The following is an 11,658-nucleotide window of genomic DNA, read 5'->3' on the forward strand; positions in this document are numbered from 1 at the left end:
AGGTGAGCGCGATCTGGAGCGAGCTGAGATAGGCTTTCCAGTAAAGATCGTCGGTGGTCAGGAACCAGAAGTTCTCAAAATCCAATTCGGAAAAGAACGTTCTCAGACCGTCCCATCCCGCAGACAGATCAAGCTGCGGGAAATAGGGAGGACGGGCCAGTGCGACGTCCGAGAGCGAAATTTTGAGGACGATCGCAAACGGGATCAGAAACAGTGCGACCAGCCAGAGATAGGGCACCGCGATAAGGATGAAGCGGCGCATCCCTTAGCGCTCCAACAGGACACCGGCGGTGTCTGTAAAACTGATCCAGACCTGGTCTTCCCAGGTGATCTGCCGCCGCGACAAGCGGCGCGTGTTCGCGGTTTGCGCCTTTATGATAAGGCCCGTCGGCAATTCGACGTGATAGGTCGAGATGTTGCCCAGATACGCGATATCGAGCACCTTGCCCTGCAGCTTGTTGGCGGCGTCCTGCGGTTCTTCGGTGCTGATGGCGACCTTTTCGGGGCGGATGGCGAAATGGATTTCCTGCCCGGCGTCGAATTTGGTGGTGGTTGTGCCAATGATGTCGGGCTGACCTTCTGCCCACTGCGTGGCGACCTTTTCGCCATTGGGCTTGGCGCGGCCCGAGATGATGTTCACGTCGCCGATAAAGTCGGCCACGTAGACCGAATTCGGAGCTTCGTAGATCTGGGCTGGGGTGGCGACCTGAATGATCTGGCCTTCGTCCATGACAGCGACGCGGCTTGCCACGGTCATGGCTTCTTCCTGATCGTGGGTCACGATCACGAAGGTGGTGCCGGTCTTTTCCTGAATGTCCATCAGCTCGAACTGGGTGTCCTGGCGCAGCTTCTTGTCGAGCGCGCCGAGCGGTTCATCGAGGAGGAGCAGTTTCGGGGCTTTGGCCAGGGAGCGGGCGAGTGCCACGCGCTGCCGCTGGCCGCCGGAAATCTGGTGGGGTTTGCGCTTGGCGAATTTGCTCAGGCGCGTGAGGCGCAGCATCTCTTCGACGCGCGCTGCAATGGTGTCCTTGTCCTTGCCTTCGCGCTTGAGGCCGAAGGCGATGTTTTCCCAGACGCTGAGATGGGGAAACAGGGCATAGGACTGGAACATCATGTTCACCGCCCGTTTGTTCGGCGGGATCTTGGCCATGTCCTGACCTGCAATGAAAATCTGGCCTTCCGTCGGTGCCTCAAACCCGGCCAGCATACGCATCATCGTGGTTTTGCCGCATCCGGACGGCCCAAGCAGGGCAAAGAATTCCCGGGTGTAGATGTCCTGTGTCAGGTTGTCGATGGCGGTGAAATCACCGAACCGTTTCGTGACATTCTTGAATTGGATGAGCGGTTTCTCGTTGGGGTCTTCCCAAGGAGCGAAAACGGTTTGCGACACTTCAGGCACCTCCGAACCAAGACTGGATCCGGCGGGGAAGCCCCCCGCCGGACAAAAGAGCACGTGCGATCAGGTGCCCGACTTGACCTTGGTCCACATGCGCGTCAGCGACCGCTGTTCGGCAGGGGGGAACGGTGTTGTGGTGTAGAGCTTTTCGAGTGTTGCGTCGTCCGGATAGATGGCCGTGTCGCCGATAACGTCTTCGTTGAGAAACTCTTTCGACGAGGCGTTACCATTGGCATAGTACACATAGTTTGACGCCTGCGCCATGTTTTGCGCGTCCATCATGAAGTTCAGGAACACATGGGCGGCCTCGGGATTTGGGGCATCGACCGGAATGGCCATCTGGTCGAACCACATCAATGCACCCTCAACCGGCGGATTGTAGGCGATATTTATTCCGTTGTTCGCTTCGGATGCACGATCACGTGCAATCAGCACATCGCCAGACCAGCCAAACGCAACGCAGATGTCCCCGTTCGCGAGAGCGTTCAAGTATTCCGAACTGTGGAATTTCTGGATGTAGGGACGCACGCCCATCAGAACTTCTTCGGCTTTTGCAAGCGCTTCGTCATCCTTGCGGTCGGGGTCGAGGCCGGCATAGGCCAGCGCAGCGGGAACGACTTCGACCGGAGCGTCGAGGAAGTGTACGCCGCAGGATGCCAGCTTTTCCATGTTTTCCGGGTTAAACACGAGGTCGAGCGACGCAATCGGCGCATCTGCGCCAAGAATTTCGGTCACTTTGTCGACATTTACACCAATCCCGGTCGTGCCCCACATGTAGTTGACCGAGTATTCGTTTCCGGGATCGTACTTGTCAGTACGTGCCGCAATAACGTCCCACATGTTGCTGATGTTGGGCAGTTTAGACTTGTCGAGTTTCTGGAACGAGCCTGCCGCGATCTGACGCTGAAGGAACGTCCCCGTCGGTACGACGACATCGTAGCCGGAGCCGCCTGCCAGCATTTTGGTTTCAAGAAGTTCGTTGCTGTCGAACACGTCGTAGATCAGGTCGATGCCGGTTTCTTCCTCGAACTTTGTGAGCAGTTCTTCGTCGATGTAGTCAGACCAGTTGTAGACGCGCACTTCCTCTGCGTGGGCGAGTGAGGCCATAAGTGCTGCACCTGCGGTCATCGTCAGCAGATGGATTTTCATGAGGTTCTCCCGTTGATCCCAAGGCACTTGTGGCCCTGTGGATTTGAATTTGATCAAATCTTGCCCGATCTGGCAATAGTTGAGATGTTTTCATGCTCGTCGGGAACGTGCAAGATGACTTGTCAGAGGCAGGCATTCAGGCATTGTGCTCAAAGACTCAGCAGTTCGTGAGGTGGGAATGGCGGGACAGACATCGTTGAAGCCAATCGCAGAATCGATCCGTCTGCCGGCGCATGAACTGGTCTATCGTCAATTGCGCGATCAGGTCCTGTTCGGAGAGTTTGAGCCGGGCCAGCCTGTGACGATCCAGGGATTGACCGAGGCGCTGGGCGTTGGAATGACGCCGGTTCGCGAAGCGCTGCGCCGGCTGACCGCCGAAGGCGCGCTCGAATTTCTGGGTAATCGCAGAATCGCTGTACCTGTGCTTAATGCGCAGGCGATAGATGAATTGAGCATTGCCAGAAAGGCGTTGGAGCCGGAACTGGCCCGGCGTGCGGCGCAACTGGCCACTTCAGCGGATGTGGTACGGCTCGCGGAAATCGACCAGCGGCTTGATGCTGCAATTCGCAGGGGAGATGTGCATCGCTACCTTGTCGAGAACCACAGCTTTCACGCGGAACTGAACGTACTCGCGCAGGCGCCGATCCTGACTGAAATGGTGGATCGGCTGTGGTTGCGGTTCGGTCCGTCGCTGCGGGTCGTCTGTGGCCAATTCGGAACGCGGAACCTCCCGGACCGTCACAAGGATGTGTTGGCTGCCCTAGGGTCAAACAACGGAGATGCTGCGGCAGAGGCGATGATGGGCGATGTAGCGCAGGGTATGGAACAAATCCGGCAGGGTCTTGCCTGATTCGATTGACTCCAAATAATTTGATCATATTTTGTCGGCAGCCCTCCGGAAAAGGATCTGTCCCCATGGCCACCATCACCAACCACATGCCCACATCCGAACTTCAGGCCCTCGATGCGGCGCATCACATGCATCCGTTTACGCATGGTGTGGGGCTTGGCGCAAAAGGGGCGCGTGTCATCACGCGGGCCGATGGCGTGTGGCTGACTGACAGCGACGGTCATCGCATTCTGGACGGGATGGCGGGTCTTTGGTGTGTCAATATCGGCTACGGCCGCAAGGAACTGGCACAGGTTGCCGCGCGGCAGATGGAAGAGCTGCCCTTCTACAACACGTTCTTTCAGACCACCCATGTGCCGGCCATTGCTTTGTCTCAAAAGCTTGCCGAACTGGCGCCTGAGGGGTTCAATCAGGTCTTCTTTGCCGGGTCCGGGTCCGAGGCGAATGACACCAACCTGCGTATGGTGCGCACCTACTGGGCTGAAAAAGGCCAGCCGGACCGGAACATCGTGATCTCGCGGTGGAACGCCTATCACGGCTCGTCTGTTGGCTCCGGGTCACTGGGGGGCATGAAGGGCATGCACATGCAGGGCGGTCTGCCGATCCCCAACATCCACCATATCGACCAGCCGAACTGGTGGGCCGAAGGGGGTGACATGACGCCCGAGGAATTTGGGCTCGAGCGCGCCCGTCAGCTTGAAGCGGCGATTGAGGAACTTGGCCCGGACCGGGTTGCGGCCTTTATCGCTGAACCGGTGCAGGGTGCGGGTGGCGTGATCGTTCCGCCCGAAACCTACTGGCCCGAGATTCAGCGCATCGTCGACAAATACGGCATTCTTCTGATCGCGGACGAGGTGATCTGCGGCTTCGGGCGCACGGGCAATTAGTTCGGATCGCAGACCATGAACATCCGCCCGCATATCATGACCATCGCGAAAGGGCTTAGCTCGGGGTATCAGCCGATTGGTGGTTCGCTGATTTGTGACGAGGTCGCCGAAGTCATCAACAACGTCGAATTCAACCACGGTTACACCTATTCCGGCCACCCGGTCGCCTGTGCCGTGGCGTTGGAGAACCTCCGGATTCTGGGCGAGGAAGGCATTGTGACCCGCGTGCGCGAACAGACTGCGCCGTACCTGAAGGAAAAGTTCGAATCCCTGACCGAGCATCCACTTGTGGGTGAGGCTAAGATCGTTGGTATGATGGGGTCAATTGCCCTGACGCCGGACAAGTCCTCGCGTGCTGCCTTCGAAGCGGAGGCCGGAACCGTGGGCTTTGTCTGCCGGGAACGCTGCTTTGCGAATAACCTGATCATGCGCCATGTCGGCGACCGGATGATCATCTCTCCGCCGCTGGTGATTTCGCATGACGAGATCGACATGCTTATCCAACGGGCGTGGCAGTCACTGGACGAATGTCATGTGCGGTTGAAGGATGAGGGCCTGATGAAGGCGCGGGTTGCGAGTTAGGGGCGCGAAACCATCGATGGTTTCGCTGAAATGCGTTGACGCATTTCAGCCCTTGGCAAGCGTGTGCTCATATCTCCGCCGCGCCACCGCCTCATGCGCCTCTGCCTTGCGGTTGTCCGCGAGGCAGGATTCCACATAGGTCAGGTGATCCACCACAGCCTTGCGCGCTGCTTCGGGGTCCCGCGCCTGAAGGGCGTCGTTGATGGTGCGGTGCTGGTCCAGAAGGGTTACGCGCGTTGTCTTTTGCCGGAACACGATCTGCCGGTTGTAGAACACGCCCTCGCGCAGGAGCTGGTACATCGACCGCATCATATGGAGCATGATGACGTTATGGCTGGCTTCTATGATGCTGAGGTGAAATTCCGCATCCAATGCCGCCTCGTCCGCTGGATTGCGCTTTTGATGCGCAGCCTCCATGCGTTCGAACACTGTATTGATGACCTTGAGGTCTGTGTCTGACGCCAGACGCGCCGCGCGTTCGGCTGCCAGCCCCTCCATGTCACGGCGGAAGGACAGGTAGTCGAACACCGCCTCGTCGTGGTTGGCAAAGAGCTGGATCAGCGCGTCGGAAAAGGCAGAGCCCAACACGTCGGCCACGTAGACCCCGGCGCCTGCGCGGCTGGTGAGCAGACCACGCTCCGACAGGTCGGCGATGGATTCCCGCAATGACGGGCGCGAGACATTCAGCCGTTCCGCCAGTTCCCGTTCGGATGGCAGGCGCTCACCCGGCCGCAGGATGCCCTGCAGGATCAGCTTTTCGATCTGGCGGGTGACCGAAGTTGAGAGTTTTTCCGGGGTGACAGGCTGAAAGGGCATGATGCTCGTGGCTGGTTGAATTGGTCAAATCATATGACCGATTTGCACAGCGGACAAGCTACCACCGCGTGAGCGCGTCTTCGTCTTCGTCTTTCGCGGCCACCCAATTGGTTTCCCCGGTCGTCGCGTGCTCTTTCTTCCAGAACGGTGCGCGGGACTTGAGGTAGTCCATCAGGTATTCCGCAGCTTCGAAGGCGTCCTTGCGGTGTGGGGCGGCGGTGGCGACCATCATGATCTTTTCGCCCGGCTCCATCCGGCCATAGCGGTGGATCACCAGAACATCCCCCAAGGACCAGCGCGAAACAGCTTCGGCAGCGATACCCTCCAGCGCTTTCTGGGTCATGCCGGGATAATGTTCGATCTCCATCGCGTCGAGCCCACCATTGCCAAAATCCCGCACCACGCCGGTGAAGGTGACGACGGCGCCCATATCATGGCGGCCAGAGGCAAAGGCTTCGGCCTCTGCGCCAAAGTCGAACGGGGGTTCCTGGACAACGATCCGCATCAGCCACCCGTCATCGGCGGAAAGAAGGCCACTTCCCGTGCGCCCTTGATCGACGCGTCGAAGTCAGTGAGTTCCTGATCGACGGCGACCCGCAGTGCACTCAGGTCGGAAAAGGCGAGGTCATAGCGGTCTTCGCGGGCGCGCAGTTCGGCAACAAGATCGGCCACGGTTTCTGCGTCGGTCGTTACCGTTTCCTTGGGCAGTCCGATCCGTTCACGGACCCATGCGAAGTACAACACATCCATCTGCTCAGTCCCTCAAAAACGGCGCGGCCTTGCGGAAATAATCCCAGCCCGTGATCAATGTCAGGAAGGCCGCAAGCCAGAGCAGTACGATGCCGACATTGCCCGCCCAGACCATTCCGGCATGTTTCCACCAGAGACCATGCAGGTCTTCTATTTCGCCCATCATGACGCCCTGGAATATCTCGGCACTCATGCCCATGGCAGACATACCAAGGTAGTGTTCGAAAACGCCCTGCGCAAAAAGCACTGCGATGGCGACCATCTGGAGTGTGGTTTTCCACTTGGCCAGCGGCGTGACCTTGAGCGTACCAGCCGTGTCGCCCAGAAATTCGCGCAGGCCCGAGACGAACACTTCGCGGAACAGAATGAAGGTTGCAGGCAGGACCAGCCATGGCGACATCGACGAATAGCCGACGATGACCATCAGCGCGATCACGACCATCGCTTTGTCCGCAATCGGATCGAGCATCGCACCCAGCTTGCTTTCCTGTTTCCAGGCGCGGGCGAGATAGCCGTCGAACCAGTCGGTGACGGCTGCGGTCACGAAAAGCACCAAGGCGAACCAATCCGCCGCCGGACGTGAGAAATAAAGGAACATAAGGGCCACACCCGGCGCAGCCAGCAGGCGCAGGACAGTCAGGATATTTGGCACCGTCATGGTCATGACCCTTACCTATCGCGCCAAAGAGTGACTGAAAAGGCGACGTTTTGATGTTTTCCAAACTTCGCTCATCCGTCCCTACTATGTGCCGTGTCAGGCGTCGGTCTTTGACGGTGGCGCGGCGCGGCGCAACATATCGACATAGCGCGCCCGTGCCTCGGGCAATGGCTTGCCCACCTGGCCTGCTGCCAGTTTGTGTTCGAGGAAATAGCCTGTGAGTCGCAAAGCGTCGGCAATGTCGGTCGTCTCTGTTGCGCCGCCCTCGCGCAATGCGTCGGGAAGGGGCAGAAGCCTGTCTGCCCAGTCGCCCGCGCCCTTGGCAGACACGGCGCGGCCGGATTTGGGCGACACGTAGATCAAGCCGTCTGTCGCTCCGGTGACAGCGCAAGAGCTCAGGTCGAGGCCATAGCCCAGATCGTCAAGAAGCGCGGTTTCCCAGCGCAGATAGGCCAAGGGCCAAAGGTCGGTTTGGTCCAGAAGGTCCAAGAGGTTCTGCGTTTGGGCATAAAGCACGGGGTGCGGTTCGCGCTCGGGCAGGACGAACGCCAAAAGCGCAAGCGCGGCGTTCAGCCCAGCCAGCGTCGTCCGCTTCTGCATGGCAATCGCCGCGCGGGAGCGTTGCAGTTCGACGGTAAAGCTGCCCAGATGGTCCTCAAGCCGTGCGCGCCATGCCAGATCAAGCTGCGCACCGGGTTGCAGGATCGGCGCGACCTTGCGCGATGCGCCACCGCGCACAACACCCGCGTGCCGCCCGCGTTCGGGGGTGAACACGTCGATGATCATGGAGCTTTCGCCGTGTCGGCGACTGCTCAAAAGGATGCCTGTATCGCGCCAGTCCATGACGGGATCCTAGCCCGACAGCCCGTCTTCATCCAGAAGGTGCCGTCCGGCACGGTCTTCGACCTCAATCACCCAGAGATCGCTGTCAAAGCTGCGTTGTTTGGCGATACTGGCATCGACATCGGCCTCGGGGCCATCAGCCAAGACCTGCCAAAGGCGTGCCCCAGTCATCAGGTCGTATTGGCGCATGAAGACCTTGGCCTGACCATCCAGAGTGTTGAGCTTGATCAGAATGGCCCCGGCGGTGTCGTCGCCATGGGCAGTCACAAAGGCCGGGATGTCGAACAATGACAGGCGGCGCATATAGGCATGCACCCAGAAACCGCTCGCAAGCCGGGCTTCAGGCATTGCCGTCCTTGAAATCGAGGCCCATCTCGGAATAGCGCTCGGCCTCGTCGAGCCATTTCTCGCGGACCTTGACCTGCATGAACAGATGGATGCGTCGGCCAAGGAACTCTTCAAGCTCTTCGCGCGCGGCCTTGCTGATGGACTTGATGGTCTCGCCCTTGTTGCCCAGAACGATGCCCTTGTGGCCATCACGGACCACGTAAATCACCTGGTCAATCCGCGCCGAGCCGTCGTCACGTTCTTCCCAATGCTCGGTCTCGACGGTGAGCTGGTACGGCAATTCCTGATGCAGGCGCAGCGTCAGCTTTTCGCGGGTCATCTCAGCGGCGATCATGCGCAGCGGCAGATCGGCGATCTGGTCTTCGGGATATAGCCACGGGCTTTCCGGCAGTTCAGCCGCCAGCCATTTGCGCAGGGCTTTGACCCCATGACCCTTTTCTGCCGAAATCAGGAAGGTTTCGGTAAAAGGGAACTTTTCGTTCATCTGTTGGGTCAGCGCCAGAAGGCGAGGTGCTTCGACGCGGTCGATCTTGTTGATGGCCAGCGCGACAGGGCGTTTGCCCACGACTTCGCCAAGGTTCTCAAAAATCGCGTCGACTCCTTCGGTGATGCCGCGATGCGCTTCGATCAGCAGAACAACGATATCGGCATCGGACGCGCCGCTCCAGGCTGCGGCAACCATCGCGCGATCGAGGCGGCGGCGCGGTTTGAACAGACCGGGCGTGTCCACCAGCACGATCTGCGCATCCCCTTCGATGGCGACACCGCGAATGCGTGCGCGGGTGGTCTGCACCTTGTGGGTCACGATCGACACTTTCGCGCCGACCATCTGATTGGTCAGCGTGGATTTGCCCGCATTGGGCTCTCCGATCAAAGCGACGAAACCGGCGCGCGTGGTCATAGGTGCATCCATCCTTAGAAGTCCGGCGTCATACGCCAGTTCGCGGGGCAGAGCCAGCCCTGTCTTTGCGCCCGCTGCGCACCAAGGTGTAGACACCGCTGCCGACAATCAAGGTGGCGCCGATCAGCGTCAGCGCGTCAGGCCGTTCGCCGAAGATAAGATAAGCAAAGACCAGAGCGATCAAGAGGCGGGAATAGCGGAAAGGGGCCACGACAGAGACTTCTCCGGTCCGCATGGCCTTGGTCAGGGCGCTGTAGCCGATGAGACCCGCCAGCCCGGTGCCCATGAGCATTGTCAGGGCAGGCAGACTTGGGGCAGCGAGGGGCGCGCTTTCGAACAGCGTGATGACGACCCCGGCGATAAAGACCATCAAGAATCCGAGGATACCAAGCTGCGTTGCTGACACTTCCGGCGGGCTGGCGCGGGTCATCAGGTCCCGACCGGCAAAACCAATCATGCCCAGAACGGCGAAAATGACGGTTGCGTCAAACCCTGATGGGGTGGGGCGCAGGATCAGCAGGACCCCGAAAAAGCCGACAGCCATTGCGATCCAGCGGCGTAGTCCGACCTTTTCTTTGAGAACAATCACCGCGCCAAGGGTGACCACCAGCGGGGCGGCTTGCAGGATGGCGGATGTTGTAGAGAGCGGTACGAAGGCAAGGCTGAGGGCAAAGAACAGACGACCCAGAATTTCGAACGCCGATCGGATCAGGAGCGGGCCTTCGATATAGGCGTGGCTGTACAGCTGTTCGCGGCGCCAGAGTGCGTAGAGCAGAAAGAAGCCCGTTCCGAAAAGTCCGAAGAGCATCGTTCCGACACCCGGAGAGACATCACCCGTGCCAGTGGCTGCCTTGAAGAACGCGTCCTCGATGGCAAAGCCCAGCATGGCGAGAACCATGAACAGGCTGCCACGCAGGTTGTCGGTCAAGACGTGCTCTTTTCAACGGCGGCAAGCAGCGTCTTGGCGGCTGCTTGCTCTGCCTGCCGTTTGGACCCGGCTTTGGCCTTAGCGGACTGGCCGTCCTCAAGGCGGACTTCGATCACGAAGACAGGTGCGTGGTCGGGGCCATCGCGGGACAGCTCCACATAGCTGGGTGGCGGCATGGCGCGCGCTTGGGCCCATTCCTGCAGCGCGGTTTTGGCGTCGCGTGCGTCTTCCTTGACCGCGCCGATGCGATCGCCCCAGAGGCGCAGAACCATCGCCTTTGCAGCGTCGAATCCGGCATCCAGATACACTGCGGCGATCACTGCCTCCATCGCATCGCCCAAGAGCGCCTGCTTGCGCCGCCCACCGGACAGCATTTCCGAGCGGCCAAGTTTCAGGGCGGACCCCAGATCAATCTCGCGTGCAACGTCGGCACACGCTTCCTTGCGCACAAGGGCGTTGAACCTTGGGGCCAGTTGCCCCTCTGCCGCCGATTCGTCCTCGGCGAGCAGGGCTTCGGCCATGACCAACCCAAGCACCCGGTCGCCAAGGAATTCGAGACGATGGTTGTCTTCGCGGTTCACGCCCGCGCGCGACGAATGGGTCACGGCCCGCACCAGAAGTTCCGGCCGTTCGAACCGATGCCCCAAACGCGTCGAAAGCGCCTGAAGGTCAGCCGACAGTTTCACTACTCGATCTTCTCGAAAAAGCGGTCGCCGCGCCATGTCCAGAAGAACAGCATCGACGATCCGGCGGACGAGAACATCACGCGGGTGGCTTTGCCGATTATGTTCTCATATGGCACAAACCCGACCCCGCCTGCGACGCTGGGTACGCGGCTGTCCGAGGAATTGTCGCGGTTGTCACCCATCATGAAGTAGTGGCCTTCGGGCACTGTGTAGACCGGCGTATTGTCGGACCCTTGTGTGCCGATATTTAAGATCGAGTGTGTGCGTCCGATGGGCAGCGTTTCGGCAAAGCGTTCCTTGATACAGGTACCGCCAGTGCCAACCGGACCGTTGGCGCAGCGCGGGCGCAGACCCTGCGGACCCTGCGGTGAAGCAGGTTCCTCGAAATCTGGCTGTTGTGCGAGTTCGACAGCGGTGCCGTTGATGTGCAGTACGCCACGGATCATCTGGATCTCGTCACCGGGCAGGCCAATCACGCGCTTGATGAAATCGCGCCCTGTCACGGGATGGCGAAACACCGCGACATCACCGCGTTCGGGTTCAGAGCCGAAAAGGCGGCTGTTGTCGCCATCGGCCCATCCACACAGGTCTTTGGCGTCAATGTCGATGCCCAAATTCGGCATATAGAGCGATGGGCACGAGGCGTAGGAATAGCCGTAGGACATCTTGTTGACGAAAAGGAAATCTCCGATCAGCAGGGTGTCCTTCATTGAACCTGAAGGAATCCAGAACGGCTGGAAGAACAGCGTCCGGAACACTCCTGCAATCAGAAGAGCATAAACGATGGTCTTGATCGTCTCGACGATCCCGCCGCTTTTCTTGGTTTCAGACGCCATGTTCCTGCCTTCTGCTCGGTTGTCCCGC

Annotated in this window: 13 protein-coding genes and 2 pseudogenes; 2 read left to right on the forward strand and 13 right to left on the reverse strand. The window is 59.6% G+C overall.

The genetic code is table 11. The annotated features are described in order from the left end of the window. From JJ869_RS00005 to JJ869_RS00015, 3 genes and pseudogenes are all read right to left on the reverse strand, one after another. Positions 1–262 (reverse strand): annotated as a pseudogene (locus tag JJ869_RS00005) (ABC transporter permease); the annotation flags it as partial. 3 nt (positions 263–265) lie between these two features. Next, positions 266–1,390: an ABC transporter ATP-binding protein gene (locus JJ869_RS00010; RefSeq protein WP_292263648.1), complete on the reverse strand. Its 1,125-nt coding sequence runs from the start codon at positions 1,388–1,390 to the stop codon at positions 266–268. Positions 1,391–1,459: 69 nt separating this feature from the next. Continuing rightward, on the reverse strand, positions 1,460–2,545 hold the full coding sequence (locus JJ869_RS00015; RefSeq protein ID WP_292263651.1) for a polyamine ABC transporter substrate-binding protein: 1,086 nt from the start codon (positions 2,543–2,545) through the stop codon (positions 1,460–1,462). Positions 2,546–2,723: 178 nt separating this feature from the next. Here JJ869_RS00015 and JJ869_RS00020 point away from each other — a divergent pair, with 178 nt between their 5' ends. After that, positions 2,724–3,395, forward strand: coding sequence for a GntR family transcriptional regulator (locus tag JJ869_RS00020; protein WP_292263654.1), 672 nt, complete (start codon positions 2,724–2,726; stop codon positions 3,393–3,395). Between the two features lie 65 nt (positions 3,396–3,460). Continuing rightward, positions 3,461–4,864 (forward strand): annotated as a pseudogene (locus JJ869_RS00025) (aspartate aminotransferase family protein). Between the two features lie 45 nt (positions 4,865–4,909). Here the strand turns inward: JJ869_RS00025 and JJ869_RS00030 are convergent. The 10 genes from JJ869_RS00030 to lepB form a co-directional block, all read right to left on the reverse strand. Beyond that, entirely contained in the window at positions 4,910–5,680 is a 771-nt protein-coding gene (locus tag JJ869_RS00030) for an FCD domain-containing protein (protein WP_292263657.1), read from the reverse strand. Positions 5,681–5,738: 58 nt separating this feature from the next. Then, complete coding sequence (locus tag JJ869_RS00035; RefSeq protein WP_292263660.1) at positions 5,739–6,185, reverse strand: molybdenum cofactor biosynthesis protein MoaE; 447 nt, start codon at positions 6,183–6,185, stop codon at positions 5,739–5,741. Beyond that, entirely contained in the window at positions 6,185–6,430 is a 246-nt protein-coding gene (gene moaD, locus JJ869_RS00040; RefSeq protein ID WP_292263663.1) for a molybdopterin converting factor subunit 1, read from the reverse strand. Before moaD ends, JJ869_RS00035 begins: the two co-directional genes overlap by 1 nt. Before the next feature lie 4 nt (positions 6,431–6,434). Next, the gene (pgsA, locus tag JJ869_RS00045) at positions 6,435–7,094 is read right to left on the reverse strand and encodes a CDP-diacylglycerol--glycerol-3-phosphate 3-phosphatidyltransferase (protein WP_292263666.1); all 660 of its coding nucleotides are present in this window, start codon (positions 7,092–7,094) and stop codon (positions 6,435–6,437) included. Between the two features lie 90 nt (positions 7,095–7,184). Continuing rightward, complete coding sequence (gene recO / locus JJ869_RS00050) at positions 7,185–7,931, reverse strand: DNA repair protein RecO (protein WP_292263669.1); 747 nt, start codon at positions 7,929–7,931, stop codon at positions 7,185–7,187. A gap of 9 nt (positions 7,932–7,940) precedes the next feature. Continuing rightward, entirely contained in the window at positions 7,941–8,279 is a 339-nt protein-coding gene (locus tag JJ869_RS00055) for a DUF1491 family protein (RefSeq protein ID WP_292263672.1), read from the reverse strand. Beyond that, positions 8,272–9,180: a GTPase Era gene (gene era, locus JJ869_RS00060; RefSeq protein WP_292263675.1), complete on the reverse strand. Its 909-nt coding sequence runs from the start codon at positions 9,178–9,180 to the stop codon at positions 8,272–8,274. Before era ends, JJ869_RS00055 begins: the two co-directional genes overlap by 8 nt. A gap of 28 nt (positions 9,181–9,208) precedes the next feature. Further along, positions 9,209–10,108: a DMT family transporter gene (locus JJ869_RS00065; protein WP_292263678.1), complete on the reverse strand. Its 900-nt coding sequence runs from the start codon at positions 10,106–10,108 to the stop codon at positions 9,209–9,211. Then, the gene (gene rnc / locus JJ869_RS00070; RefSeq protein ID WP_292263681.1) at positions 10,105–10,794 is read right to left on the reverse strand and encodes a ribonuclease III; all 690 of its coding nucleotides are present in this window, start codon (positions 10,792–10,794) and stop codon (positions 10,105–10,107) included. The genes JJ869_RS00065 and rnc overlap by 4 nt, the downstream gene beginning before the upstream one ends. Next, positions 10,794–11,630: a signal peptidase I gene (lepB, locus tag JJ869_RS00075; protein ID WP_292263684.1), complete on the reverse strand. Its 837-nt coding sequence runs from the start codon at positions 11,628–11,630 to the stop codon at positions 10,794–10,796. Before lepB ends, rnc begins: the two co-directional genes overlap by 1 nt. Positions 11,631–11,658: the final 28 nt, after the last annotated feature.

This window comes from Marivita sp. (genome assembly GCF_017643905.1).
Taxonomy (GTDB): Bacteria; Pseudomonadota; Alphaproteobacteria; order Rhodobacterales; family Rhodobacteraceae; genus Marivita.

Bases quoted from the DNA above. Each gene is read 5' to 3' on its own strand.
- JJ869_RS00020 (WP_292263654.1), top strand. From the start codon at position 2,724: ATGGCGGGACAGACATCGTTGAAGCCAATCGCAGAATCGATCCGTCTG.
- era (WP_292263675.1), bottom strand. From the start codon at position 9,180: ATGACCACGCGCGCCGGTTTCGTCGCTTTGATCGGAGAGCCCAATGCG.
- JJ869_RS00015 (WP_292263651.1), bottom strand. From the start codon at position 2,545: ATGAAAATCCATCTGCTGACGATGACCGCAGGTGCAGCACTTATGGCC.
- lepB (WP_292263684.1), bottom strand. From the start codon at position 11,630: ATGGCGTCTGAAACCAAGAAAAGCGGCGGGATCGTCGAGACGATCAAG.
- JJ869_RS00030 (WP_292263657.1), bottom strand. From the start codon at position 5,680: ATGCCCTTTCAGCCTGTCACCCCGGAAAAACTCTCAACTTCGGTCACC.
- JJ869_RS00035 (WP_292263660.1), bottom strand. From the start codon at position 6,185: ATGCGGATCGTTGTCCAGGAACCCCCGTTCGACTTTGGCGCAGAGGCC.
- JJ869_RS00055 (WP_292263672.1), bottom strand. From the start codon at position 8,279: ATGCCTGAAGCCCGGCTTGCGAGCGGTTTCTGGGTGCATGCCTATATG.
- recO (WP_292263669.1), bottom strand. From the start codon at position 7,931: ATGGACTGGCGCGATACAGGCATCCTTTTGAGCAGTCGCCGACACGGC.
- pgsA (WP_292263666.1), bottom strand. From the start codon at position 7,094: ATGACCATGACGGTGCCAAATATCCTGACTGTCCTGCGCCTGCTGGCT.
- moaD (WP_292263663.1), bottom strand. From the start codon at position 6,430: ATGGATGTGTTGTACTTCGCATGGGTCCGTGAACGGATCGGACTGCCC.